Origin of the sequence: Clostridium sp. AF29-8BH, from assembly GCF_003478145.1 — a bacterium.
GTDB lineage: Bacteria > Bacillota > Clostridia > Lachnospirales > Lachnospiraceae > Otoolea > Otoolea fessa.
In genome coordinates this window covers 1-26,131 of the sequence record NZ_QUEL01000003.1, presented here as the reverse complement: position 1 = coordinate 26,131, position 26,131 = coordinate 1, and the positions used below count along the sequence as shown (strand labels likewise).

Annotated in this window: 29 protein-coding genes; 25 read left to right on the top strand and 4 right to left on the bottom strand. The window is 44.5% G+C overall.

Annotated elements, in window-relative coordinates; genetic code table 11:
- Nucleotides 1-10: 10 nt before the first annotated feature.
- Nucleotides 11-658 carry a potassium channel family protein gene (locus tag DWZ16_RS03120; protein ID WP_022360492.1) on the bottom strand — a complete coding sequence of 216 codons (648 nt, stop codon included), beginning with the start codon at nucleotides 656-658 and terminating at the stop codon, nucleotides 11-13.
- Nucleotides 659-671: 13 nt separating this feature from the next.
- Nucleotides 672-2,012 (bottom strand): TrkH family potassium uptake protein, encoded by a 1,341-nt coding sequence (locus DWZ16_RS03115; RefSeq protein WP_107000890.1) that lies wholly within the window; start codon nucleotides 2,010-2,012, stop codon nucleotides 672-674.
- Between the two features lie 86 nt (nucleotides 2,013-2,098).
- Between DWZ16_RS03115 and DWZ16_RS15390 the strand changes: the two genes are divergently transcribed.
- The 17 genes from DWZ16_RS15390 to DWZ16_RS03030 all read left to right on the top strand — a co-directional run bounded on the left by DWZ16_RS15390 (nucleotide 2,099) and on the right by DWZ16_RS03030 (nucleotide 16,494).
- On the top strand, nucleotides 2,099-2,251 hold the full coding sequence (locus tag DWZ16_RS15390; RefSeq protein ID WP_182426182.1) for a hypothetical protein: 153 nt from the start codon (nucleotides 2,099-2,101) through the stop codon (nucleotides 2,249-2,251).
- Between the two features lie 187 nt (nucleotides 2,252-2,438).
- Nucleotides 2,439-2,933 (top strand): NAD(P)-binding domain-containing protein, encoded by a 495-nt coding sequence (locus DWZ16_RS03110; protein ID WP_118522269.1) that lies wholly within the window; start codon nucleotides 2,439-2,441, stop codon nucleotides 2,931-2,933.
- Complete coding sequence (locus tag DWZ16_RS03105; RefSeq protein WP_118522268.1) at nucleotides 2,933-3,205, top strand: hypothetical protein; 273 nt, start codon at nucleotides 2,933-2,935, stop codon at nucleotides 3,203-3,205. Before DWZ16_RS03110 ends, DWZ16_RS03105 begins: the two co-directional genes overlap by 1 nt.
- Before the next feature lie 254 nt (nucleotides 3,206-3,459).
- Nucleotides 3,460-4,638: an ATP phosphoribosyltransferase regulatory subunit gene (locus DWZ16_RS03100; protein WP_118522267.1), complete on the top strand. Its 1,179-nt coding sequence runs from the start codon at nucleotides 3,460-3,462 to the stop codon at nucleotides 4,636-4,638.
- Entirely contained in the window at nucleotides 4,632-5,348 is a 717-nt protein-coding gene (hisG, locus tag DWZ16_RS03095) for an ATP phosphoribosyltransferase (protein WP_107000887.1), read from the top strand. Before DWZ16_RS03100 ends, hisG begins: the two co-directional genes overlap by 7 nt.
- Nucleotides 5,349-5,354: 6 nt before the next feature.
- Nucleotides 5,355-6,182 carry a pyridoxal phosphate-dependent aminotransferase gene (locus tag DWZ16_RS16515; RefSeq protein WP_118522266.1) on the top strand — a complete coding sequence of 276 codons (828 nt, stop codon included), beginning with the start codon at nucleotides 5,355-5,357 and terminating at the stop codon, nucleotides 6,180-6,182.
- Entirely contained in the window at nucleotides 6,179-6,562 is a 384-nt protein-coding gene (locus DWZ16_RS16510) for an aminotransferase class I/II-fold pyridoxal phosphate-dependent enzyme (protein WP_118522265.1), read from the top strand. Before DWZ16_RS16515 ends, DWZ16_RS16510 begins: the two co-directional genes overlap by 4 nt.
- Before the next feature lies 1 nt (nucleotide 6,563).
- Nucleotides 6,564-7,160 (top strand): imidazoleglycerol-phosphate dehydratase HisB, encoded by a 597-nt coding sequence (gene hisB / locus DWZ16_RS03080; protein ID WP_107000885.1) that lies wholly within the window; start codon nucleotides 6,564-6,566, stop codon nucleotides 7,158-7,160.
- A 62-nt stretch (nucleotides 7,161-7,222) separates the two neighbouring features.
- On the top strand, nucleotides 7,223-7,840 hold the full coding sequence (hisH, locus tag DWZ16_RS03075) for an imidazole glycerol phosphate synthase subunit HisH (RefSeq protein ID WP_107000884.1): 618 nt from the start codon (nucleotides 7,223-7,225) through the stop codon (nucleotides 7,838-7,840).
- Between the two features lie 127 nt (nucleotides 7,841-7,967).
- Nucleotides 7,968-8,678, top strand: a complete 711-nt coding sequence (hisA, locus tag DWZ16_RS03070; RefSeq protein WP_107001021.1) for a 1-(5-phosphoribosyl)-5-[(5-phosphoribosylamino)methylideneamino]imidazole-4-carboxamide isomerase — start codon at nucleotides 7,968-7,970, stop codon at nucleotides 8,676-8,678.
- An 84-nt stretch (nucleotides 8,679-8,762) separates the two neighbouring features.
- Nucleotides 8,763-9,521 carry an imidazole glycerol phosphate synthase subunit HisF gene (gene hisF / locus DWZ16_RS03065; protein ID WP_107000883.1) on the top strand — a complete coding sequence of 253 codons (759 nt, stop codon included), beginning with the start codon at nucleotides 8,763-8,765 and terminating at the stop codon, nucleotides 9,519-9,521.
- 286 nt (nucleotides 9,522-9,807) lie between these two features.
- Entirely contained in the window at nucleotides 9,808-10,494 is a 687-nt protein-coding gene (gene hisIE / locus DWZ16_RS03060) for a bifunctional phosphoribosyl-AMP cyclohydrolase/phosphoribosyl-ATP diphosphatase HisIE (RefSeq protein ID WP_107000882.1), read from the top strand.
- Nucleotides 10,495-10,758: 264 nt separating this feature from the next.
- On the top strand, nucleotides 10,759-11,571 hold the full coding sequence (locus DWZ16_RS03050) for a dCTP deaminase domain-containing protein (protein WP_107000880.1): 813 nt from the start codon (nucleotides 10,759-10,761) through the stop codon (nucleotides 11,569-11,571).
- Nucleotides 11,572-11,654: 83 nt separating this feature from the next.
- A complete protein-coding gene (locus DWZ16_RS03045; protein ID WP_147352092.1) occupies nucleotides 11,655-14,282 on the top strand; it encodes a P-loop NTPase fold protein in 2,628 nt (875 codons plus the stop codon).
- 138 nt (nucleotides 14,283-14,420) lie between these two features.
- Complete coding sequence (locus DWZ16_RS03040; RefSeq protein WP_107000878.1) at nucleotides 14,421-15,290, top strand: retron St85 family effector protein; 870 nt, start codon at nucleotides 14,421-14,423, stop codon at nucleotides 15,288-15,290.
- Nucleotides 15,291-15,460: 170 nt separating this feature from the next.
- The gene (locus DWZ16_RS03035) at nucleotides 15,461-16,135 is read left to right on the top strand and encodes a reverse transcriptase domain-containing protein (protein ID WP_118522264.1); all 675 of its coding nucleotides are present in this window, start codon (nucleotides 15,461-15,463) and stop codon (nucleotides 16,133-16,135) included.
- On the top strand, nucleotides 16,132-16,494 hold the full coding sequence (locus DWZ16_RS03030; RefSeq protein WP_118522263.1) for a hypothetical protein: 363 nt from the start codon (nucleotides 16,132-16,134) through the stop codon (nucleotides 16,492-16,494). The genes DWZ16_RS03035 and DWZ16_RS03030 overlap by 4 nt, the downstream gene beginning before the upstream one ends.
- A 284-nt stretch (nucleotides 16,495-16,778) precedes the next feature.
- On the opposite strand, the gene DWZ16_RS03025 is transcribed toward DWZ16_RS03030, so the two are convergent.
- Nucleotides 16,779-17,360, bottom strand: a complete 582-nt coding sequence (locus tag DWZ16_RS03025) for a hypothetical protein (RefSeq protein WP_107000876.1) — start codon at nucleotides 17,358-17,360, stop codon at nucleotides 16,779-16,781.
- A 143-nt stretch (nucleotides 17,361-17,503) separates the two neighbouring features.
- Nucleotides 17,504-18,313, bottom strand: a complete 810-nt coding sequence (locus DWZ16_RS03020; protein ID WP_107000875.1) for a hypothetical protein — start codon at nucleotides 18,311-18,313, stop codon at nucleotides 17,504-17,506.
- A 479-nt stretch (nucleotides 18,314-18,792) separates the two neighbouring features.
- On the opposite strand from DWZ16_RS03020, the gene DWZ16_RS03015 reads away from it, so the two are divergent.
- From DWZ16_RS03015 to DWZ16_RS02985, 8 genes are all read left to right on the top strand, one after another.
- Nucleotides 18,793-19,305, top strand: a complete 513-nt coding sequence (locus tag DWZ16_RS03015) for a transcription termination/antitermination NusG family protein (protein ID WP_107000874.1) — start codon at nucleotides 18,793-18,795, stop codon at nucleotides 19,303-19,305.
- Between the two features lie 228 nt (nucleotides 19,306-19,533).
- Nucleotides 19,534-20,304, top strand: a complete 771-nt coding sequence (locus DWZ16_RS16505; RefSeq protein ID WP_412694275.1) for a hypothetical protein — start codon at nucleotides 19,534-19,536, stop codon at nucleotides 20,302-20,304.
- Nucleotides 20,231-20,746 carry a sugar transferase gene (locus DWZ16_RS16500; RefSeq protein WP_412694274.1) on the top strand — a complete coding sequence of 172 codons (516 nt, stop codon included), beginning with the start codon at nucleotides 20,231-20,233 and terminating at the stop codon, nucleotides 20,744-20,746. Before DWZ16_RS16505 ends, DWZ16_RS16500 begins: the two co-directional genes overlap by 74 nt.
- A gap of 3 nt (nucleotides 20,747-20,749) precedes the next feature.
- Nucleotides 20,750-21,700, top strand: coding sequence for a DUF4422 domain-containing protein (locus DWZ16_RS03005; RefSeq protein WP_107000872.1), 951 nt, complete (start codon nucleotides 20,750-20,752; stop codon nucleotides 21,698-21,700).
- A 27-nt stretch (nucleotides 21,701-21,727) separates the two neighbouring features.
- The gene (locus DWZ16_RS03000) at nucleotides 21,728-22,516 is read left to right on the top strand and encodes an ABC transporter permease (RefSeq protein ID WP_107000871.1); all 789 of its coding nucleotides are present in this window, start codon (nucleotides 21,728-21,730) and stop codon (nucleotides 22,514-22,516) included.
- 9 nt (nucleotides 22,517-22,525) lie between these two features.
- Nucleotides 22,526-23,266, top strand: a complete 741-nt coding sequence (locus tag DWZ16_RS02995; RefSeq protein ID WP_118522262.1) for an ABC transporter ATP-binding protein — start codon at nucleotides 22,526-22,528, stop codon at nucleotides 23,264-23,266.
- A 61-nt stretch (nucleotides 23,267-23,327) separates the two neighbouring features.
- Nucleotides 23,328-25,211 carry a DUF4422 domain-containing protein gene (locus DWZ16_RS02990; RefSeq protein ID WP_107000869.1) on the top strand — a complete coding sequence of 628 codons (1,884 nt, stop codon included), beginning with the start codon at nucleotides 23,328-23,330 and terminating at the stop codon, nucleotides 25,209-25,211.
- A 17-nt stretch (nucleotides 25,212-25,228) separates the two neighbouring features.
- The coding region (locus DWZ16_RS02985; RefSeq protein WP_182427290.1) for a glycosyltransferase family 2 protein at nucleotides 25,229-26,131 on the top strand (903 nt) is incomplete at its 3' end.

The window sequence follows — 26,131 nt, the reverse complement described above, 5'->3', positions numbered from 1 at the left end:
CACCGTCCATTCAGATTCGGAAGCACTTTTGCAGCGCTTTGTATTCGCCCAACGCTAAAATCGTTATTTCCCCGGACAGCACCGTATCCGGCGTAATGGAAGCGTCGATTTTTCCTGAATGTTTGATGCCGAGAATGTTAATGCCATACTTTCTGCGAATATCCAGTTCACCAACACTTTTGCCGATCCACCCGGCCGGAACTTCTACTTCAAAAATGGCGTGCTGCTCGTCGATCTCTATGTAGTCGAAAATATGGTCGGCAGTGTATCGGATCGCTGCCCATTTTGCCACCTGTTTTTCCGGGTAGACTACCTGGTCGGCACCGTTGCGAAGCAGAAACTTTGCCTGCACATCACGCTCGGCACGCGACACCACGCACTTCGCCCCCAGCTCTTTCAGCAGCGAGGTGGTTTCCAGCGAGTTCTGAAAGTTACCGCTGATGGTTACGATGCAGACATCAAAATTTCCGATGCCAAGAGAGCGAAGAAACTCCGCGTTTGTACTGTCGCCAATTTGTGCATTGGTGACATATGGCAGCACATCATTGATTCGTTCCTCGTTTGTATCGACCGCCATGACCTGATGCCCCAGCTGAGAAAGCTGTACTGCAATATGCCGTCCGAAGCGGCCTGTGCCAATCAATAGAATGTTTTTCATGTGAAAAGACTCCTTATCCAATCGTGATTTTTTCCTGCGGCAGCTTTGCATTCCCCACTTTTTTGCTGGAAAATGTCGCATAAATAAGGGTAAGACCGCCGACTCTGCCCAGATACATGAGCGTGATCAACACCATTTGCGATGGAATGTGCAGCTGCGGTGTAATACCAAGTGTCAATCCCACCGTCCCGACCGCCGATGCCGTTTCATACAGGCAGGCAGACAGCGGAAGATTCTCATATGCGCTGATAAAGACAGCACCGCCAAAGAACAGCATCAAGTACATTGTCAGAATGGTCGCGGCGGTCTTGACGGCGCTGCAATCGACTCTGCGTCCGAAAAATCGGGCACTATCGCGCTGGCGGAAGGTTGCAGTGGCATTGGCAAGCAGAACCGCCAGTGTCGTTGTTTTCATACCGCCTGCTGTAGAACCTGGAGAACCGCCGATCAGCATCAAAAGGATCATTACGCCCTGTGATGCACCGGACATCGTGGAAAGATTTACCGTGTTGAAGCCCGCTGTCCTCGGCGTGACAGACTGAAAAAAGGATGCCAGCAGCCGGTTTCCGGCGGGAAGCGCGGAAAAGTCTGAAAAGAAGAAAAACATAGCAGGCAGAAAAATTAAAAAACCTGTCGTGACCAGAATCACCTTGCTCTGCATTCGGTAGCGATGAAACCGCCACTTGTTTTCAAAGATGTCATCCCACGTCAGAAATCCAATACCTCCGATCACGATCAGCAGCATAATCGTGATATTGATTATCGGGCTGTCCGCGTAGCCGGTAAGAGATGGATAGCGGTTGCTTTCTGTCCCAAGAATGTCAAACCCGGCATTGCAAAAAGCGGATATGGAATGAAATACCGCCATCCAGATGCCACGCCATCCGTAGTCCCGGCAGAATACCGGCAGCACGGCAAGCGCTCCCAGCAGCTCAATCAGAAACGTCCCTCGCAGGATGAAGCGTGTCAGACGGACGATTCCGCCGACCTTTGGTGCTGAAATTGCATCCTGCATGGTGCTGCGCTGCATCAGAGAAATCTTTCGCCCGGACAACAGCGCAAACGATGCTGCTACGGTTACGACACCAAGACCACCAATTTGGATCAGTGCCAGAATAACCGCCTGCCCAAAGGTTGACCAGTAGCAGCCTGTATCCTGTACTACAAGCCCTGTCACGCAGACGGCAGAGGTCGCAGTAAACAGCGTTTCATTGAATGGAGTTACATTCTCTCCAGTCGTGGAGATCGGCAGCATCAGCAGTAGCGCTCCGAGTAGAATGACCCCGGCAAAACCCAATGTGATAATTTGAAAAGACGAAAGACGGCGCTTTCGTCGAATAATCTCGTCCGGCATAAAGGCAGCTCCTTATTTCTGTGATGGTCATATTATATAGCTGGAGATTTTAAGAGCGGATAAGGGAGATTTACGACGTATTAAGATTGAATAAAGATGAGGAGATTGCTTGTGCAGATTGGGCAAGATGGCTTATTTCAATCGCTTTATTTGCGGAAGTGGACAATTTCAAAGAAAATGGCAAGGAGGATATGAACGATAAAATAAGGCGCCGGATCAAAGTGGGGTGCGAAGGTTGAGGGAGGAATTACGATGAAAAACCGGAAAAGTGCGCCGAGATATGAGTAGGATGCTGGAAAATATGTGTTTTTGGTTGTATACTGTGTATGTGAATAAAATCGGGGGAGTAACTATCAGAAAAGTTCGCTCGGAATCGTCTGGAAAAATTTCGGGTAAACGGAGAGGAGAAAGAGAGGGTAGAAGTTTATGAAACTGGGATTTATTGGAACGGGAATCATTACGACGTCCGTCGTGACTGGATTCTGCGAGAGCGGAATGGAGAATCTGCAGATCGTTGTATCGCCGAGAAATAAAGAACGGGCGCAGATGCTGCATGAGAAATACCCGGAGATCGTGTCGGTCGCGGCGGATAACCAGGAAGTTGTGGACCGGTCGGACTGGGTCTTTGCGGCGCTCCTTCCGAAGGCGGCGGAAGATATCTTAAAACCGCTTCATATCGGACCGGAGAAGAAGTTTATCAATCTGGTTGCAACGCTGAGCTTAAAGCGCATTGAGGAAATGTTTGGACCGAGAGAGATTCTGGCGGATGTTGTGCCTCTGACCTTCGCGGCGAACCGCTTCGGACCGGTGGTGATTTACCCGGATATCCCGGAGGTAGTCGATCTGATGAGTCACGTCGCAAGCCGGTTCCGGTCGATACGCCGAAGCAGATCGCGATCCTTAGGAGCACGACGGGCCTGATGAGCGCTTACTATATGCTTCTGACCGTCATTATCCAGTGGTGTGAGAGAAACGGGCTGGATGAGCCATCCGCACGGGCATACATCACCGAATTTACTGGGGCGCTGTCCCGCAAGGCAGCGACGTGGGACGGGGATCTGGAAGACCTTGCCAGAGAAATGACACCGGGAGGACTGAACTGGATGGCGCTGACGCATCTGGAGGAAAAGGATGCGTATACGCCTTGGACGGAGATTCTGGGGCCGATTTTGGAGAAGGTTATAAAAGAATAGAGTCGAGGTGGAAAAACTCGGGGCGCACATTTTTCACGCCCCGAGTTTTTCTTTTAATTAAAGTGTGAGTATTCTAAAAAAGTAGTTGCTTTTTTTAAGAAGGAATGATAGTATATAGAAAACACTTTAGTACGCTACCATGATAGCAAGATAAACAAAAGTGATGGGAGCTATAACGGCAGGATATAGACGAGCGGGTGATTGTCCGGCGGATTTTGTTGAGCCGGGGCGGTTGCGGCGGCAGTTGAGAGGAGATAGAGCATGAATTTAGAGATTCAGAGCCTCGGAGGGCGGAGGCGGCGACGCTTCGCCTGAGAGGTCTTTATGAGAGCTATGGATACCGCAAGTACCGGATGGGGCGGTTTGAGGAATATAGTTTGTATGCAGCGAATAAAAGTTTCCTGCTGGGGGAAAATGTGCCGACATTTACGGATCTGGACGGACGCTTGATGGCTCTCAAGCCGGACGTGACGCTGAGCATCGCGAAGAACACCAAGGCAGATAAAAATACGTGCGAGAAGGTCTATTATCTGGAGAGTGTGTATCGTGAGAGCAAGGAAAGCCACACTTACAAAGAGATCAGCCAGATGGGACTGGAGTGCATGGGCGGCGTGGATGACTGCGTGATCGCGGAGGTGCTGGCGCTGGCGCTCAAGAGTCTGGCGGATTTTGAGACGGACTATGTGCTCAAGATTTCCAACATGGATTTCGTGGTGGGACTGATGGAAGAGCTTCCGGTCAATGCCGATCAGAAAGATATCATTTTAGGGCTGATTCGGACGAAAAACCGCAGCGGATTGGAAAAATTGTGCGCGGATCTGGCACTGCCGGAGGGCGATACAGAGAAATTGATGAAGGTTTCCGGGCTGTACGGAGAGTTTGGGCGGGTGCTGGCAGAGGCAGGTGCGATCGCGGATACGCCGAAAATGAAGGAGGCGGTTGCACTTTTATCCCGCCTGTATGAGGTTCTGGAGGCGATGGGACTGGGCGGACAGCTTGACAAGGTGCGGCTGGATTTCTCGATGATCAATGACATTGAATATTATAACGGTATTATTTTCCAGGGATTCTTAGATGGTCTGGCACGCCAGGTTCTTTCCGGCGGCCAGTACGACGGTATGATGGCAAAATTAGGAAAGAAAGCCGATGCGATCGGATTTGCCATCTATTTGAAAGAGCTGGAGCGCCTGCCGGAAAAGAGCATCCGCTACGATGTCGATGCGCTGGTACTCTATGAGCCGGATGTCGATGTAGTGCGCCTGTGCCAGGCGGTTGAAAGTCTGCGCCGTCAGGGACTGCGCGTGCGGGTGGAGAAAGCTGTGCCGGAGGATCTGCGTTACTGCTATCTGTACCGGTATGACGGACGTCTTTCCCTGGAAGAGGACCGGGAAAATGCCTTTCAGGAGAATGGAAAGGAGGGCGCGAGATGTTAAACATAGCACTGCCAAAGGGAAGACTGGGCGATCAGGTGTATGAGCTTCTGGCGTCGGTCGGATATGACTGCAAGAGTATTTACGACGAAAATAGAAAACTGGTGTTTGAGAACCCACAGACGGGTGTCCGCTACCTGCTCGTAAAGCCGAGTGATGTGGCAATCTACGTCGAGCACCATGCGGCAGACGTCGGAATCGTCGGAAAAGACATTCTGATGGAGAGCAACCCGGATGTATACGAGCTTCTCGATCTGGGACTTGGAAAATGCCGGATGTGCGTGGCTGGAAAAGAGGATTACGTCGAGGACAAAGACCGACCGGTGCGCGTGGCAACGAAATTTACGAATATTGCGAAAGAGCATTACGCGAAGCTGGGACGCGATATTGACATTATTAAATTAAACGGAAGCATTGAGCTGGCGCCGATTCTGGGACTTTCGGACGTCATCGTGGATATTGTAGAGTCGGGCAGCACGATCCGTGAAAATCACCTGAAAGTGCTGGAAGAGTTCCTGCCGATCAGCGCCCGTTTCATCGCCAACAAGAGCAGCTTTGAGTTTAAAAACAAGCAGATCACCGAGATGGCGGAAAAGCTGAAGGGCGCGGTGGAAGAACACCAGAAGAAGAAAGAACAGGAAAAGAAGGAAAAAGCAGAGAAAGAGAAACAGGCAGCAAACGAAGCAGCCGCAGAGGACAAAAAGGAGGCGTAGGCAGATATGAGCCGTTTTTTGAGCAAAGCAAGCGAATCACTTCTTCCGTACACACCGGGCGAGCAGCCACAGGGACGGAAATTTATCAAGCTGAACACCAATGAATGCCCGTATCCACCGAGCCCGAAGGTTGCGGAGGCGATTCTGGCGGGGTATGAGGAAATTGCGGCTGGTTGTGGCACTGCGGGGGCAGCAGGCAGGGCAGAAAAGGCTGACTGTGGATGTGATGCAGGTGCGACAGAAGCTGGAAAAATGGCGGAAAAAGTGGCTCAGATTATGCCGCCGGAACTGGCGAACCTTCGTCTCTACTCGGATCCGGAGGAGCGCGTGCTGATCGAGGCGATCGCCGCTCACTACAGAGTCGGAACCAATCAGGTCATCGCAGGCAATGGCTCCGATGAGATCCTGGGATTTGCATTCCGGGCCTTCTGCGATTCGGAAGCACCGCTGCAGTTTGCGGATCTGACCTATGGCTTCTATCCGGCGCTGTGCGGTCTCTATGGCATTCCGTTCAGGGTAGTTCCGCTGGAGGAAGATTTTACCTTAAATATTGAGCCATATAAAAATTGCGGAAATAACGTGATCATTGCCAATCCGAACGCCCCGACGGGGATGAACCTGCCGCTCTCTGCGATTGAGGAAGTGGCGGCATCCAATCCGGACCGCGTCGTGATGGTGGATGAGGCATATGTGGATTTCGGCGGAGAATCCTGTGTATCACTGCTTCCGAAATACGAAAATCTGGTGATTATCCAGACCTTTTCCAAATCCCGCAGCTTAGCCGGCGCGCGCGTCGGATTGCGATCGCAAACCCGGAACTTATCGCGGATATGAACCGGATCAAATACAGTTTTAACCCGTATAACGTCAACCGCCTGTCGATTCTGGCTGGCGCGGCGGCGATGCGCGACTGGGACTACACGAAAGAATGTACCGGGCGCATCTGCAAAACGCGTGAAAAAACGACCGAGGCGCTCCGGGCACTTGGATTTACTGTGCTGGATTCGAAGACCAACTTCATTTTTGCCAAGAGCGGCGATATGCCGGGAAAAGTCTATTTTGACGGACTGCGCGAGGCAGGAATCCTGGTAAGACGCTGGGACAGCGAGCGGATCAAGGATTACGTCCGCATTTCCATTGGATCGGAAGAGGAAATGGAGACATTTGTGAAGGAGACGGAAAAACTGGTGGAAGCAGCGAGGAAAGGAAGGTAGCATGGCAGCAGAACGGAAAGTATCTCTGGAACGGAATACCGCAGAGACGAAAATCAGCCTGTCGATTGATTTAGATGGAACGGGAAAATATCAGGTCGATACGGGCTGCGGATTTTTAAACCATATGCTGGAACTCTTTGCCAGACATGGACGGTTTGACCTCACATTGAAATGTGACGGAGATACGCAGGTCGATTACCATCATACGACAGAGGACATCGGAATTGCCCTGGGACAGGCAATTTTAGAGGCGCTGGGCGACAAAAAGGGAATCCGTCGCTATGGAAGCTTCCTGCTTCCGATGGATGAAACACTGGTGATGACGGCCCTCGATTTAAGCGGACGCTCCTATCTGGTCATGGATGTGGACATCCCGACCGAAAAAGTGGGCGATTTTGATACCGAGCTTGTAAAGGAATTTATGACTGCACTGTCCTCCAACAGCCGGATGACGCTGCATTTCAAGATGTTTCACGGAGAAAACAGCCACCATATCATCGAGGCGATGTTTAAGGGACTGGGCCGGGCACTTGGTGAGGCGGTGTCGATCGATGAAAAATATAAAAATGAGATTCCTTCGACAAAGGGAGTTCTGTGATTTTCGCGCGTGACTGTGAAGGTACTGAACAGTTACCACATTAGATAATAGGGAGGTCGCGAATGATAACGATTATTGATTACGGCGTCGGAAATTTATTTTCCCTCAGTTCTTCTCTGAACTATCTGGGATTGGAAAATAAAGTCAGCCGGGATCCGGAAGATCTGAAAAAAGCGGATCACATTATTTTACCGGGCGTCGGCGCGTATGGAGATGCGATTGCGAAGCTGCGGGGATCCGGCATGGCGGAACCGCTCTTAGAAGAAGCCAGGGCGGGCAAGCCGATCATGGGAATCTGCCTTGGAATGCAGCTTCTCTTTGATAAAAGCTATGAATACGGCAAGCATCGGGGTCTGGGACTGATTCCGGGTGTGATGGCAGATTTGAGGGAAGACATTCCGGCAAACTTAAAAGTGCCGCATATGGGCTGGAACAGCCTGCATCTGACCGAAAAAGGGAAGAAGCACCCGCTGTTCAAGTACAGCAAAGAGGGCGATTACGTCTACTTTGTCCACAGCTTTTACGGAAAGGACTGTGAAGAAAGCCTGCTGGCAACGTCAGAATACGGTATTCCGGTGACCGCGTCTGCGGCCAATGGAAATGTCATGGGCTGCCAGTTCCATCCGGAGAAGAGCGGAGAAGTGGGACTGCGGATTCTGAAGGCATTTGCGGAGATATAAGATTATAGGTTTGAGAAAGAAAACGGTCTGTTGGGGCTTGGCAAAAAGCGCGAGAATAAGCGCGTGAATGGAAAACAGAAAATCGTGGATTGCGAGGAAAACAGACGGTGATGGAGAGGACAAGAACATGGAGTTATTTCCGGCGATTGATTTGCGGGGCGGCAAGGCCGTGCGACTGGTGCAGGGCGATTATAACCAGATGACAGTATTCAGCGACCGACCGGAAGAGGTGGCGCTGGGATTTAAAGCGCAGGGCGCAAAAAATCTGCATGTAGTCGATCTGGACGGCGCGAAAGATGCGGCGCTGGCAAATTTTGATACAATAGAGAAATTAATCAAGACAACGGGACTTTTTGTGGAAGTCGGCGGCGGCCTCCGCAACGAGGCATCCATCGATAAATACCTGTCACTCGGAGCCGGACGCGTGATTCTCGGCACGGTGGCAGTCACAAATTACCCATTTGTCGAGGAAATGGTCCGCAAATACGGAGATAAGATTGCGGTCGGTGTCGATGCCAAGGACGGCTTTGTGGCAACCCACGGCTGGCTGGAGACGAGCGAAGTGCGCGGCGTAGATTTCTGCCGCCGCCTGCGCGATACCGGAGTGAAAACGGTGATTTACACCGATATTTCCCGCGATGGGAAGATGCAGGGAACGAACCTGGAGCTTTATAAAGAATTATCGCAGATTGAAGGGCTGGATATCGTGGCGTCCGGTGGAATCAGCAGCCTCAAGGAGATTGATATTTTGAAAAATGAGGTGTATGGTGCAATTTTAGGAAAAGCGCTGTATCTGGGTGCGATTGATTTGAAGGAAGCACTGAAATATTCCGTTTAGGAGAAGCATCGTATAAAAAGCGGCGAAAAAATCATTCGAATCGTTCGAATAAATAATCAGAAAAAGAAATCAGGAGGGAACGGCATGATTTCAAAACGTATTATTCCGTGTCTGGATGTAAAGAACGGGCGTGTCGTGAAAGGCGTCAATTTCGAGGGAATCCAGGATGTGGCGGATCCGGTCGAGATGGCGGAATTTTACAACCAGAGCGGCGCGGATGAGCTGGTATTTTATGATATTACGGCAAGTGTAGAAGGAAGAAAAATCTTTACGGACATCCTGACGGAAGCGGCAAAACGGGCTTTCATCCCGCTGACGGTCGGCGGCGGCATCAGCACGCTGGATGATTTTGACCGGGTATTAAAATGCGGCGCGGACAAAGTCAGTGTCAACAGCGGCGCGATCAAAAATCCGGAACTCATCACCGAGGCGGCCCACCGCTACGGCGATCAGTGCGTGGTGCTTTCGATGGATGTGAAACGCGTGGGAAATGAATTTCACGTATTTAAGCAGGGCGGCCGGGTCGATACCGGTATCGATGCGCTGGAATGGGCAGAATCCGGTGTCAAACGCGGCGCAGGCGAGCTGGTAGTCAACAGTATCGATACCGACGGCGTGAAGCAGGGATTTGATATTCCGATGCTTTTAGAGATTGCAAAGCGCGTCGATGTGCCGATCATTGCATCCGGCGGCGCGGGAAAGAAAGAAGACTTCTTAGAGCTCTTCCAGTATCCGCAGATCGACGCGGGACTGGCAGCAAGCATTTTCCATCGGAAAGAAGTGAATATTAAGGAATTGAAACAGTATCTGGCGGAGAATGGGGTGGAGATGCGGTTGATCTAAATCATCCTAAATTGCGAAGGGAGTGAGAAGTTTGAGGGCGGTGCTAAGTTCGAAAAGACCTCACTAAGCACCGGCGTATGCGATGTTTTCTACAGTTTTTGGATGCCTGTTCTCCTGTGGATCATAAAGGAGAGCGTCGGCGTTGCGCTGACCGTACGAAAACATGGGCTATCAGGCAAAAATCCCATTGCTGTAGGCAATTTTTAATGGATTTTGCGCGTGACTGTGAAGATACTGAACAGTTACGATGTAATTAAAATTTTATGTGGTAAGGCAGGATAAAAATATGAGTGAGAATATCAACGAGATTGCAGGCGTAGAGGCGTCGTTTAAAGTGGATGAATTGAAGTTTAATAAGAAAGGTCTGATTCCGGCGATCGTGCAGGATCATTATAGCAAGAAGGTTCTGATGATGGCGTGGATGAATAAGGAGAGTCTGGAGATCAGTCTTCGGGAGCGGAAGACCTGTTTTTACAGCCGCAGCCGTCAGGAGCTTTGGAGAAAGGGCGAGACGAGCGGGAATGTGCAGCATATTTCCAGTATTTATGCGGACTGTGATAAGGATACGCTGATTGTCGAGGTAGTCAAGGAAGGTCCGGCGTGCCATACGGGCGCGGAGAGCTGCTTTTTTGAGCCGGTTTACCAGAATGAGGAGATCACGCCGTTTTCCTATGAGGGACTTTACGACCTGATTCTGGGACGTAAGACGAATCCGAAGGAAGGAAGCTACACGACGTATCTGTTTGATAAAGGTCTGGACAAGATCCTCAAAAAAGTCGGCGAGGAGTGTACGGAGGTTATCATCGCAGCAGCGAAGAAGGACAAGGCAGAGACAATTTACGAGCTGGCAGATCTTTGCTATCATGCGATGGTTCTGATGGCAGACGCAGGCATCAGTGTAGAGGATGTGACGAAAGAGCTGGCGAAGCGGCATGTGGTGGATCATAAGGTGAAGCAGGAGTATATGAAGTAAAAATGCTTTAAAGAAGATGAAGGCGGTGTCTGGCAGGGGTGCTGGATGCCGCTTTTTTGTTATAGAGGCTCCTAAAAAAGTGACAAAAGAGGACATGAAAATATATGGAATAGATATAGATGCCTTTGTGTTCTTTTGTTTATTATGTATAATATTTACTTTATTAATTGTTGAGAAAAAAAGAAAAATAGACCTGTCAATCACCTTGAAAAAGGATCCGGATGTGCTATAATATTAGAATCAAAGAAAAGGCAGGTGAGTTATATGATATTAGTTGATAAAAATATAAAGGAATTATCTGCTGAAGGAAAGCTGATTAAAGAAGCGTATACGGAAGAAAATGTCAATAGTATATCATATGATTTGACACTTGGAAGTTTTGCAGACAAGGCAGAGACTGAGAAAAAATTGATACCTGGTGCCACGGTGATAATAAAAACGAAGGAAAAATTAAGTATTCCAGATAATATTACCGGGCGAGTGGGAGAAAAGAATTCACTGTTAAGAATGGGATTAAAAGTGGATGGTCCACAGTACCAGCCGGGTCATACAACCTATGCCTTTCTTCGCGTCCAGAATATCTCTGCGGATGAGATAACTTTGAAAGTTGGCATGCATATAGCACAGATATACTTTGAAGAATTAAAAGAACGACCAGAAAAAACATATGCAGAGCAGGAAAATGCATCCTTTCAGAACGAAGATGAGTATAGACATTTTGGAAAATACGAAGAAGCCTATAGAAAAAATATTAAAGCTTTCGAGAAAATGCAGGATATCAAAGAGAATATTGAGAGTGCGTCACATCGTATTTATGGAAATGTCCTGACATTGATGGGAATTATAGTTGCTATTTTTTCGCTGATATCTATTAATTCACGTATATTTGATGGACAGACAATCAGCCCATCGTATATCATTGCGATGAATTTATCACTGACATTCTGCATTGCCGTGATGCTGGGAATGATTCTCTTTTTAATTAATAAGGGAAGAGGAAAAGGTTTTGCGATTATATATGGAATTGTATTGTTGATTCTGGGAATTGCATCGGTTATATTTTGTTCAAAATTCTAAAAATAGGCCTTATAGAAGAAAAGCGGTATCCAGCGTTTTAAACTGGATGCCGCTTTTACTTTTCTAGGGGATAAATGGTATAGGTGGAACAAAGCTTGAAAGGTGGGAATGAAATATTGCATATAAAGGATCGGATAAAAGAAAAACTTCAAGAATGGAATGGTTTCTGGTTAGATAAAGATTCTGCCAGTACGAGCATTATATGGGCGCTTGTGTTTTCATGTTGCATTCTAGTGCTGGATTCATATGGAGCATTTACATATTGTAAAAATCAGTATGGTGTGTTTAGAGTTTATATAGTGTTGATTTTCAGCTTTTTGATATTGGCGGTCTTGGTGTGGAAATGGAACTGGTGGAAGTTGCTGCAAATACCCCATAAAAATTCGGCAGATGCAAGTATGTTTTTTATCATGCTTTCGTCTTTGATGATTGGTGTGGGAGAGTGCATATATAAAACTTTGTACTGTTACAAATTGTTACTTTTAGGGGCGTTATTGCTGCTTTCGAGTTTAGTTTTACGTTGGCGGTGGAGAACTTTTTTTCGAAATGCAGAACAAGATAAAAAGAAATTGGTTGATTTGCTCCAATTATTAAATGGAGAACTTCATGCAGAAGGTCAGCCGATCCTTTTTTCGGAGTCTACTCCGGATAAAGATTTACTGGGGCGTCAGGGGCTTGTTAATATGATTTGCAATTCTGTTAATGCCTGCAATGCTGAACATGCATATGTGATTGGAATTAAGGGTGCATGGGGAAGTGGTAAAACAACTATTTTAAATATTGCAAAGAAGGAATTGCGTGAAAAAAAAGAAAAAATAATCATTATAGATGATTTCGATCCATGGATATTTGGTACACAGGAAGCACTTCTGACTGCAATGTATGATGAGATATTGTCTAAAACAGGGCTTCAATATAGTTCCTATAGAAATCGAATAATAGCTAGAAAGCTGCAGAAAACAGTTGCTGATTCTAAAAAGTTATTAGGCGTATTTGATGTTTTTCTAAATGATGAAAAAACTGCTTATGAAACTGTAAAACAATTGAAACAGAATCTTGCTCGATATTTATGTTTTATTGACAAAAAGATTGTCTTAGTTATTGATAATATAGATCGGGCTGAGGCAGATAATATTTTATTTTTATTTAAGCTTATCGGGGCAGTGTTTGATCTCCCCAATATCCTATATATTTTGTCATATGATGATAAACGGATTAAGGCGGTGTTTGAGGATGAGAAAAAAATCAATCCAAAGTATATTGAGAAAATTGTCCAGCAAGAAATCGCAATTCCTGATATTCAGAAGGAAAGGCTGGAGACCATCTGCGATGAATGTATAAAAAATCTCTTGCAATGCTATGGTGTAACTGAGGATTGGTTAAATCAGTATACTAGAATCATTCAGGTGATCAGTACCTCCATTACTAGCTTGAGGCAGTTGAAGCGCCTTTTCAACACTGCGTTTGTAACAACATTTTATTATGATAATATTCTATTTAAACCGCATTTACTGGCGATTGAAACAATACGTTTTTTAGAGCCAGAGTTATATGAAACGATAAAAAGTAATCCTCAATTCTTTATTTCCAGAGATTTTGGGATTATTCTGAGCAGAGTTGGTTGGAATGGAAGCAGGCAGGAATTTAATACAGAAGGAAAAAGGTTTTTCGAAGAATTGTTTCAAAAGTTTGAACAATATGAAGATCTGCTGGCAGAGTTATTTCCCTATGTTCAACGGTATAAGGAAAATCAGGAATTAAAATCAGAACGTTTTGTTGAAGCTGGTGAAGAAAAACATATTACAATTGCGACGATTTCCAGCATAAAGTATTTTGACCTATATTTTTCATATGGTACTAACGATCATCTTGAAATAATGTCCCTGGTTAATAACTTTATAATTTCAATTAATGGGTCAAAAGAACAAGAGGGTGTTGCGTATACTCAGGAAAAGATTATAAAACTTCCGAAAGAAAGGCAAAGAGAATGGCTTGAATGTCTCCAAAATAAAACGAAAGAACTGGATAAAGACAAACGTATTCTTGTTGCAAAGGGAATTTGCAATGTACTTACATACATTGACCGTTCTCCTTCGTTTAGGTTTGGTTCTGTCTATCAAAGAGCCTTAATTGTAGCAACAAAATTGGCAGGAGGTGCTGATACGGCTGCGCTTAATGATTTTGTTGAAGCTTGTTCGAGGAGATATAATATTTTAGCATTGGAAGAGATGATTTCGGATTGCAAATCTTTTAGGAGAACAGAAGACCATGAATATCAGGAGCTGCAATTGATTCTTGAAAGAAAATATGATGAATTATGTAATCAAATTATAGAACAGAAGATCGATTTATATGAAGCCCCTGTTTATCAAAGATTTCAAATCTGGTCTTTATATGATGCATTTGAAGAGAAAGAGAAAATTCATATTTATATGAAAGCAATTGTCAACCAAAAAAATCTTTTCCGCGTGCTGGCGGATGTGATCGAAGAGTCGGATGGAATCAGAGGGCATGGATATACATTTAACGAAGGAAAAGAGAAACTTTTGTTTGGAGAAATAGGTTTTCTTCAATCGTTTATTGAAAATGTCACCCCGCAAACTGAAACCGAAAAATTCATTTTAAAATTGAGGAAAAACAAGCAGGATATCCGAGATGAAAATTCAAGAGGTACGGAATATTTAGTTACCCCATTTAATTGGAATTTATAATGTGATAATATAATAGAGAACTAAATAAATCGATGGGACTGGCGCATCAGCGAGAGTGCGGCAAGGACTTTTTAATTACTTCAAAGGGACAGCGGAAATTTCAGAGTAAAAAAATGCTGAACAAGGCGAGGAAATACGATGGAACTGTTAAATATATATGAAAAGATATACAAGGACGTTTTCTGCAAAACATTCAGCCGCTTCTTTTTTGTGTTTTTGTGCGGAGGTGCAGATAAAAATAACATTAGAAACCGGGTCAGAACGTATTTAGAAAAGGAACGGTTTCAAGTTCTCTATCCGGAAGATCTGTTTATGGATATGCTCAATCGGGATAAGAACAGTGATCTGCTCGAATACGAAAATCTTCTGGCGGACAGTGCGGATGTTGTGTGCATCATTTGTGAAAGTATGGGGTCGGCAGTCGAGCTGGGAGCCTTTGTTCAGAGTGAAAAATTCGAACAAAAACTGATCGTCTGCATGAATCAGAAATATGCCAGAGATAAAAGTTTTATTATGATGGGGCCGGTCAAGCATCTGGAAAAGAAGAACAAAGAGGCAGTCATACGATATAAAGATACAGAACCGGAAAAACTGGGAGCTGCATTGAGCAAAAAAATGACCATTTTGCGCCGCTTTGCACAAAAAGGAAATAAGATGCAGAGTTTTGAAAATATAGCTGCCTATATTTCGTTTATACCGGTTATTGTGTACTTTTTCAAAGATGTAAAACGGAAAGAGCTGCATAAAACATTAAAAGAATTGCTTTTAAAGAATAAGGAGCTGCCAGCAACCTATAATAAGCTGTTTAATGCATCCCTGAAATATATGGTCCGTTCTGGGAGCCTGACAACAAGGTTTGATGAAAATGAGAATGATGAGATATTGTCATTATCGAAGGCGGGATATATGGAAGTGAATGATTTGCTGAAGCTGTCGTATGCGGCTAATCGGACTGTCTTGCATGATAAGATACGGTGTGATATACTGAGAGAGCAATTAAATAATTAGTCGCCCTTTTTAGTTTATACATAACGTATTATTACATTGTGTTCGGAAGAAGATTCTTGCTTCCTTGGTGTATGGTCCACATGATTCGTTATGCTTAGCAGTATAGTTCATAGTCATGAATTATCCAGCTAACCCTAACGAAAAACTTATGGTGAAAGGGGCGACTTTTTATGTCTCAAAAAATATCTCCATTATTAATCAATTCTTTAAAATTACCGGTGTTTGAGACGTTGGAAGAATTATCAGAGATAACCAGGCTGAGTACGCGTCTGCTGTATTGTCTTTCCAAGAAAACGGATCGGTATTATAACGTCATAGAAATCCCCAAGCGCAACGGAAAAATGCGTGAAATATCAATTCCATCCTATACATTACATATCGTTCAAAGATGGATTCTGATGGAAATATTGAATAAATTAGTTCCTTCAAGCAGTGCGATGGCTTTTAGGAAGGGTGACAATTTTGGGCATAAACAAAATGCTATTTACCATGCAGATACCTTATATGGGCTGGCGATTGATTTGAAGGACTTTTTTCCAAGCATAACAGCGAATAAAGTGTATACGCTTTTTTCTAATCTGGGCTATAATCACTTTGCAGCAGCGATACTGACGAATCTTTGTACGCTGGATGGAAGATTGCCGCAGGGAAGTGCATGTTCCCCGGCGATATCCAACATCATATGTATGAATATGGATAAACGTCTGATTGGATTGTGTGAAAAAAGAGGAATCCGTTTCTCACGCTATGCAGATGATATGTACTTTTCCTGTGATGATAAATTGCTGTTATTGAAAAATTATCCCATTATAAAAAAGATAATCGAAGATGAGGCTTTCTATTGAATGAAAGAAAAACACATTTTCATACGCCATCGAATAAAAAGCAGATCACAGGAATAACGATTTCACCAGGAAAAGCGGAGAACGCGGTAGAATTAAAGGCTCCAAGAAAGCTGAAACAAAAAATTAGAGCGGAGATTTTCACTTGTTTAATGACAGGGGATTATAAAAATCGGGAGCATATTTTGGGAGAGATTGCGTATGTTGAATTTATTGAGCGGGAAAATAAGTATCCTTATAAAGATCGAATAAGGCATTATATTGAAGAAAAATCAACTAAGATACAGTATTTTCCGGAGCTGGTGCAGGCTTATAATGAGAATCGATTTTTTAAGGATATGCCGTTGCTGGAGGGAAAATAATAAGAAGCTGCCTTTTTGTGAAAATTGGCAGCTTCATTCTATCATGCAGTCGATTGCATTTGTTTTGTGATGAGAAAAACAATTTTTCTCACTTCTTAAGACTTTTCTAACCTTTTCTTCCCATACAGAGATTTCGCTTTTATGAAAAACGATGCTCATCTTACCAATAGCTTATGAGGTAAAATAAGGAATATCAGTACGGAACAAAAAGTTACTGTTTTTTTATGTATAAACAACCAAAAAGGACACCTTTTCCTGTCACTCTCGCCCGCTCTTGGCATATCTCACTTATTCATATCCGTATCAATCACCCTAAAAATTCGTTTCACAACCACCAATAAATTAAAAATGACTAAAAACGAGCAGGCATAAATTAAAAAGCTGAAAACCCAGCTAAGCTGTCCTGTGAATAAATTTACTAAACACAGGATTAATACAGATACACACATGGTTATTTCAAACATGACAATATAATAGGTTTCTATCAATGCCTGTTTTGAGGTGTTTGCTTCTATACTGTAATAATCCAAATCTTCTTTAATTTTAGCTTTCATCTGGATGATGGTTGTCAAAAGTGCAAATAACATGGATGTTAAAATGGAAATTAATACAGTTAAAATATTTTGGATCGTTTCGCTGATTGGATTTTCTCTGGCAATAATTCCAGCCAGAAGAATCGGCAGGATCATATAATTTAAAAGTGGTGCTATCAACAAATGTCCTTCTTTATCCTTAAAACAACTAAAGTAATTTTTAAAAATATCCACCAAGGAAGCGTATTTAAGTTTAAGAACACAGCTATTAAACAACCATATTACCAGTATGATACTCAGAGAACCTTCTCTGCTTAATATCCAATGTTTCATCAATTCACCTTCTTATGCTAACCCCATGCTCCGCATATATTCTTTTGCTGTTTCGCGCATTTCGGACTTTAATATGTCTACATCGGGATGCCCTGTTTTGACTCCGGCCTGATCGGTGATGTCTTCTGTCACAACCAGGGCATCTAAATTGCCGATATCAATGGTTTTTCTGTCTTGCCTAGGCGAAATTTGAATTTCAGGCAGTCATAATCGAAATCGGATACAGAAACAACTTCACATAAGCTCCGCTGTCCTCTTAAGACCTCCCGGATCTTATCGGCGCCCTTTTCAAGAAAACCCAAAGGATTATGGATGATCCGTTCTTCATACACGGCCTCATCATTTCCGCGTATCCCATTTCGCTCAGAAATATCCTGGGAAATTCCGTATTTAATCATCCGGAGTTCTTTTAAAACACCATCTACCAGGTAGTGTTCTACATATTCTTTAGGCATAAGAGTTTCTAATGAAAAGTTCCAGCCTTCATATGTGTGTCTGACAAATTTTTTCATGCGGTGTTCAAATGCTGATTTCATGCTGCTGCGGCCTTCGGTCTGAAAAATAAGTATGCCACGTTCCGGTCTTATAGGAGACAGTGCCAGATAGAAAGCGAATGGTATAACTTCAGCCTCTTCAACGGTCTTCTTGTGGGTCAGTTTTCTGGTTTTTGTGTGAATGAGTTCGGCTTCAGTTCCATATTCTCCGGTTTTTACAACTCCTGTAAAAGCATTAAAAATAATATGTCCATCCTCATCTTTTACACATTCCACCTCAAATGAGTTGACTTTAAAAATGTTCTCAGCATGGTTATCAATATCAAATTGTTTCGCATTCTGTTTAGAGAAAGCTGAAATCATATCTATAAAAGTTAAATGTCCATGTTTCTTTTCAAAGTGATACTTTCCGGTATGAAAAACATTTAAAGCATATATGGTTAAACCTATTTTTTTCATGGCATTGGCCTCCGAGGTATTATTTATAAATCTGTAATTTGTAAATGCTAACAAGCCAATTATAGAACTTATGTTCTGCGATGTCAACTGAGTTCGCTATCAGTCCGATATGTATTTCTAAGTAAATATAGAATTTTGCCTTTTTACCCTTTATTTTAAGAATTTCCTAAACATTCCTTCCCACAAACTTCTATTGAATCCCCCCACAAACCGTAGTATAATAAACTAGACTTCGCATAGGCACAAATCCTCTAAAATCAGGCGTGCCGGATGCGGATGTATGAAAGCGCGTTAAGAGACGCAGAATAAGAATCAAAAGCACGTGGAGTAAGCTGCCTGTGATCAATGTCATGGTCAGATGAAAGATGGAACATAGGATGGATCGAGATCGTATCCGGGCAGCCAGAAGGCGGCTCCGGGATGGCGAAGCATACCCATTGTGCACCTGAAAGCAGGGAAAATGCAAAGGAGAGTGCGGTATGTGGTATGTGATCCAAACACAGACAGGCAGGGAACAGGAGCTGACAGAATGCATCGAACGCGTTTTGAAAGGAAATGGATACCAAGCCTGTTTTGTGATCGAGCAGGAATGCGTCTGGCGCAATGCCGGGGAACTTTTGGAATACCAGAAACCGCTCTTTCCATCCTATGTTATCGCGGACACCGACACGCCGGAGGAATTCTTTCTGGCATTAAAGCGGGTCCCGAAGCTCTCCAAACTCCTGCGGACGGACTGTGAATTCTGGGAGATCCAGGAGGAAGAAAAGAAATTACTTTGCCAGATGATGGAGTTGGATGAATGTCTTGTCCGCCGCTCCTTTGTCACCCTTGACGAAGACGGCAACATCCTAACCGCCCAGGGACCATTATCCTTCTTCCAGGACAAGATTGTACGCAAGCGCATCCGTAAGCGGATCGTGACGGTCGAGGTCGAGCTTCTGGGAGAAAAGCGCAGGATAGAATTGGGAATCCGTCTGCCGGAAGATAAGTAAGACAAAGGTAAGGGACAGACTGTAAAAACAGAACCTTAAATTATAAAATTAAATAAAAAGGAAGGAACCAAAACACAAAAGCATGAATCAATTCGAACCATATAAGCGGCTGATCAAGCTGGGCTTTGCCTGATTCTGATCGCGCTGCTGACAGGACTTTACGGTGCCATCTGGATCAACTGGTACAACAAGATCATCTGGGCGCCGTTTTTCCGCAGGGGTAACTGGATGATGATATTCATCTATGGACTCCTGCTTATTTTCTTTATGCAGCTGTACGGCGGATTTAAGATAGCGCTCCTGAAACGGGGCAATCTGATCTACTCGCAGATACTGGCGGTGGTAGTCACCAATATCATTACGTATTTCCAGATCAGTGTGCAGGATAAGAAATTCACGGCACCTCTGCCGCTGGCAGTCAATCTGGTCGGCGCAGTCATCATCATTCTGGCATGGACGATGACATTTCTGTGGCTGTACCGGGGGATGTTTCCACCGAGAGAACTGCTGCTGATATCGGGCGATCACTCCGACTATCATCTGATCGAAAAGATGAACGCCCGCGAAGATAAATACATCATCAGCCAGATCATCAGCTATCACGAAGGCCCGGAACGGGTAAAGGCGGAGATTGCCAGATATGACAGCGTGATTGTCGGAGATATTCCGGCGCACGAGCGCAACTATATCATCAAATACTGCTTCGGACGGAATATCCGGACTTACAGTGTACCAAAAATTTCAGACATTCTGCTTCGGAGTTCGGTGGAACTGAATCTGTTTGATTCGCCGCTGCTGCTTTCGAGGAATAACCAGGGACTGCAGATTGAACAGGCCATCATGAAGCGGATCATCGATATCATCGGATCGCTCGTCAATCGTTATCACGATTCCGGTTTTTTTGATTGTAGGAATCAGCATCAAGGTGACAGACGGCGGACCGGTGATTTATCATCAGACGCGCCTCACAAAAAATGGCAAGAAATTTCAAATCTATAAATTCCGGACCATGGTGCAGAATGCGGAGGCGGATGGAAAGGCAAGACTGGCCAGTGAGGACGATCCGAGAATCCTGCCGATTGGCCGCCTCCTTCGTGCAACCCGCCTGGACGAGCTGCCACAGATTTACAATATTCTGAAAGGCGATATGTCCATCGTGGGTCCGCGGCCGGAGCGCCCGGAATTAGCAGCCGAACTGGAAAAAGAGATACCGGAATTTTCCTTCCGCCTGCAGGTCAAAGCCGGACTGACCGGTTATGCCCAGGTATATGGAAAATACAACACAACCCCTTATGACAAGCTGAAGCTGGATTTGACGTACATACGGAACTATTCTGTTCTGGAAGATCTGAAGCTGATTATCATGACGCCGAAGATCATGCTGATGAAAGAGAGTACGGAAGGGGTCAAAGAAGAACAGGAGCCGACAAACGGAAAATAAAACATGGAAAAACAAGCAGATATACGCATTTTGATTGCCTGTCATAAGCCAACGTATGTGCCGGAAAATCCCCTTTTTTATCCGATACAGGTGGGAACGGCTCTGACAGATCGGCGGCTGGAAGGAATGGCATACCATGACAATGAGGGCGATAATATATCCGAAAAAAATCCAGATTATTGCGAACTGACAGCCCAGTACTGGGCGTGGAAACATTTGGATTGCGATTATTACGGATTTTTCCATTATCGCCGTTATCTGACCTTTCGCAATCTAAGCCCGGTGACTGCGAAAGGGAAAATAATAGGAAAACGTCATATCCCATATATAGAATTAGATTCCGTATGGGAAGATCTGACACCATACTGGATCGAGGAAGACTGGATGTGCCGCCAGATCGAACAATACGATCTTCTGACCGTGTATCGCGAACGAATCAATACAACGGTTTACCGACAATACTGTCAGTATCATGATGGAAACAATCTGAATCAGATGCTGGCACTTTTAAACCGGATTTATCCGGAATATGCAGATGCGGCGGACGCATATATGCATTCCAAAGAAATCTATTATATGAATATGTATATCATGAAAAAAGAGCTGTTCCAGAAATACATGGAATGGCTTTTTACGCTTTTAAGCGCCTTTGAAGCAGAGAGAAAAGAAGCAGACAGGCAGAAACAGGAGCCGAGACTGATTGGGTATCTGGCGGAGCGCCTGTTCGGCATCTTTTACTTATATCAGAGAAACAGGGGGACGCAGTGTGCGGAACTTCCCTATCTGAAATTCTATCATACCGAACCGGGAAAGGAGGAAAGCACATCCAATATACGGGAATTCAGGCTAAAACCGACAAAGATCAAAATAAAAATAGACATGCGCAGATTAAACCGCTTATTTCCGGCAGGAAGTTTAAGACGGGTTCTGCTGCGCGGACTTTTTCTGAGATAAAAGAAAAAAAAGAGAAAGGAAAAAGATATGAATTTGTTCTTAAAACGACTGGGCGGATTTTACAAATACCGCTTCCTGATGCAGCAGCTTGTCACAAAAGACATCAAGCTGAAATACCGCCGGAGCTTTCTGGGGTATCTTTGGAGTATTCTGAATCCGCTGATGGTTATGGTTATCATGGTAATTGTATTCTCCAATATGTTCCGGTCGGATATTACCAATTTCCCGGTATACCTGATTATCGGACAGACTCTTTATAACTTTATGAGTGAATCAACCACACAGGCGATCTTTTCCATCATTGGAAATGCGTCCCTGCTAAAAAAAACGTATGTACCGAAATATGTATTTACCGTCTCTAAAATCACAAGTTCCTTTGTAAATATGATATTTGCTCTGGGGGCACTTATTATCGTATTTATTGTGTGCCGGGTAGTCCCGAATGTATTCTTTCTGTTCATTCCGGTGATTCTTTTGCAGGAATATCTATTCTGCCTGGGACTGGGAATGCTGTTAGCACAGGGATGTGTATTCTTCCGTGATATCCAGCATATTTACAATGCAGTACTGACCGCATGGATGTACCTGACCCCATTATTTTATCCGATCACCCTGCTTCCGGAGGCACTGCGGAAACTGGTTATGACCCTGAATCCGATGTACTTCTATATCACGCAGTTCAGACAGATCGTTCTGGAATGCCGGATGCCAGATCCGTATCTGATCATCGCCGGATTCGTGGCAGCAGGTATCGCACTTCTGGTCGGAGTGGGCGCGTTCTTAAAGACGCAGGATAAATTTATCTTATATATCTAGGAGGCAGAAATGGCATCGGACAAAGATACAATCATAAAAGTAACCAATGCGGCGGTCCGTTTCAATATGGCTTCCGAGCGCATCGATAACTTAAAAGAATATTTTGTAAAACTGATCAAACGGGAGCTCATGTTTCAGGAATTCATGGCTCTGAAAGATATCAATTTTGAAGTAAAACGCGGGGAAGCGTGGGGCCTCATCGGAACCAATGGTTCCGGAAAATCAACCCTGTTAAAACTGATCTGCGGCATCCTGAAGCCGTACCGCGGCACGGTAGAAGTGAGAGGAAGCATTGCACCACTGATCGAGCTGGGTGCCGGATTCGACGGGGAACTGACGGCGACGGAAAACATTTATTTAAATGGCGCCGTTCTCGGTTACAGCAAGGAATTTATGGATGCGCATTATGATGAGATCGTCGAGTTTGCAGAACTCAAAGATTTCATGAATATGCCGATCAAAAACTATTCCTCCGGTATGGCAGCCCGTCTGGGATTTGCTATCGCCACGATCGTGCAGCCGGAGATCCTGATCGTCGATGAGGTACTGGCGGTCGGAGACGCAGCGTTCCAGGAAAAATGCCAGGAGCGCATGCATCATATGCTGGAAAATGGTACGACGCTTTTGTTCGTCTCCCATACGATGGCAACGGTGCGTCAGCTCTGCGACCATGCAATCTGGCTGAACAAGGGAAATGTGGTTATGCAGGGCGAGGCAGAGAGCGTCTGCGATGCTATATGGAAAGCCTGAATCTGCCGGAAAACGCATAAAAATCCCGCAAAATGCTGTAGATGAAAGGAATGTAATATACATGGAAAAACAAGCAGGACAGAACCCGGATATCCGGATCTACGTGGTCTGCCACAAACCGGCCTATGTGCCGGAAAACCCATATTTATACCCGATTCAGGTAGGAACGGCACTCTCCGGAAAAAAACTTCCGGGGATGCTGCATGACGATGAGGGAGACAATATTTCCGAACGGAATAAGACATACTGTGAGCTGACGGCACAGTATTGGGCATGGAAAAACGAAGAGGCGGATTACTATGGATTTTTCCATTACCGCCGCTATCTGGCATTTGATCCGTCTCTGAACAAAGACGATGGATGGGGGAATATTGCCTATGACCGCATCTCAGAAGAAGCGATCGAGGAAATGAAACTTCAGCCGGAGATTATGCGCGATCTGATCACAAAATATGACGTGATCAGCGTCCGCGGACGCCGGTATCCGCGCATTAAGACAGAAGGAAAAACGATGGATGTATACCATGAATATGGCATGGTTCCTTTCCAGCACCGGAAAGATCTCGACATTACCCTGCAGATTTTGAAAGAAAAATATCCGGCGTTTGCACAGACAGCAGATTCGTATATGCAGTCCGAAAACGCCCATGAGTGCAATATGTTCATCATGAAAAAAGAGATCTATAAAGACTACTGTGCATGGCTCTTTGACATCCTTTTTGAGACAGAAAAGCGGATCGACAGTACCTGGTACAGCGTGGAAGAATACCGGGTGATGGGATATCTGGCAGAACGCCTTTGCGGCATCTACTATGAGTGGCTGAAAACCCAGCCGGGAATCCGGGCGGGAGAATTGCCGAAAACCCTGTTCAAAGAGACAGCGCCGAAAGCGGTTCTGGAGCCGGTTTATCCGGCAGGCGTGCCGATCGTGCTGTCTGCCAACGATAAATTTTCACCGTATCTTGACATCATGATCCGCTCGGTGATTGTGAATGCCTCACCGGAGAGAGAGTATGACATCATTATTCTGTACAACGACATTTCTGAGAAAAATCAGCATCTGATTTCCATGGCAGCCAGGGACAAACAGAATATATCGATTCGTTTCATCCGAGTATGTGAATACTTCGATGCGGGCAAATTATTTGTCGATCAGCACTTGTCCGTAGAGACATATTACCGCCTGATCATCCCGGAAATCATGCCGAATTATCACAAGATTCTCTACCTGGACTGTGATATGGTAGCCGATCATGACGTAGCAGAACTGTATGATTTCGACCTGAACGGAGCTGTGATCGGGGCAGCAAAAGACATCGATGTGGCAGGACAGCTGAATCTGAACCAGAACAACTGGCAGACCTATGCGACCGAGATATTGGGTCTGGATAGCCCGTATGACTATTTCCAGGCAGGTGTCCTGATTCTTGATCTGGACGGACTCCGCAGGACGATGAGTTCAGAAGATATGATTCAGATGGCACTGACCCATTCCTATCGCTGTCACGATCAGGATATCCTGAACATCGTGTGCAAAAACAAAGTAACTTACCTGCCACAGCAGTGGAACACGCTGATGGACTGGCAAGAGATTGGACGCAGCCGTATGGACATTCTCAAGATGGCGCCGAGACAGCTCTATGAAGCATACACACAGGCGAGAAAACGCCCGTATCTGATCCATTTCGCTGGATACCAGAAACCTTGGGATGTGGTGGACTGTGATTTTGCGGAATATTTCTGGGAGTATGCGAAGCTGTCGCCGTATTATCCGATGATCCTGAGAAAAACGAAACGATGCCTGATGGATGAGAGAGAAGCGGAACTGTCAAGAATCGCAAGGATGGAGCAGAACGCGGGCATCCGGAAGATCGCCAATAAGGTGCTGCCGATTGGGAGTCGGAGGAGAGAGTGGGTTAAGGGAATCATTAAGAGAAAACGTTAGTGTATATTGGAGGGGTTATGCCAAAAATATCCATATTGATACCAGTTTATAATGTTGAAAAATATCTGCGGGAGTGCCTGGAGAGCGCAATTAACCAGACAGAAAAAGATATCGAAATCATTTGTGTGGACGATGCATCAGAAGATAGTTCACTAAAAATACTGCAAGAATATGCGAATCGAGACAGACGTATTAAATTAATAAAACATGCTGAAAATATGGGTTTATGCAAAACTCGAAAAGATGCAGTAGAAATAGCGACAGGTAAATATATATTATTTTTAGATAGTGATGATTATATATCTTTGAATACTTGCGAATATCTTTTTTGCATTATGGAGAAAGAAGAATATGATTTTGCACAATTTGGAGCAGAAATTTTGGCGGGAGAAAAACTGGCAGACGATTTGATTTTATGGGTTGATCATTTTATGAATCCAGAGGACACAAGTGGGATACAGAAAGATATTTTAAGTGCCTGTTTTGTTGAACATAAATTTAATTGCAACTTGGTCAATAAAATTTGGAAAACAGAGTTGTGCAAAGAGGGATTTGCTAAGCTTTTAGATGGAAAATATGTATCTGCAGAAGACAGATATGCACTGTTTATTCTTTCTTATTATGCCAAACATGTAGGAATAATAAAAGAAAAGTTTTATCATTATCGCTTGGGTGTTGGAGTTACGGGGGGAAACGTATTAGATATTAAACGTTTTGAAAGTAGATGTAAGGGCTCTGTAATTGTCGAAAACGTAAAACAATTTTTGATTCATCAATGTAAATTCGAAGACTATAAAAATGAGTTTTTTAATTTAAAAGATGAAATTTTGTTGGATTGTATTGATTGTTGGTTATATAAAATCGAAGAGAAAAATGCAAGAAAATGTTTTGAATTATTATTACAGTATTGGGATGCTCAA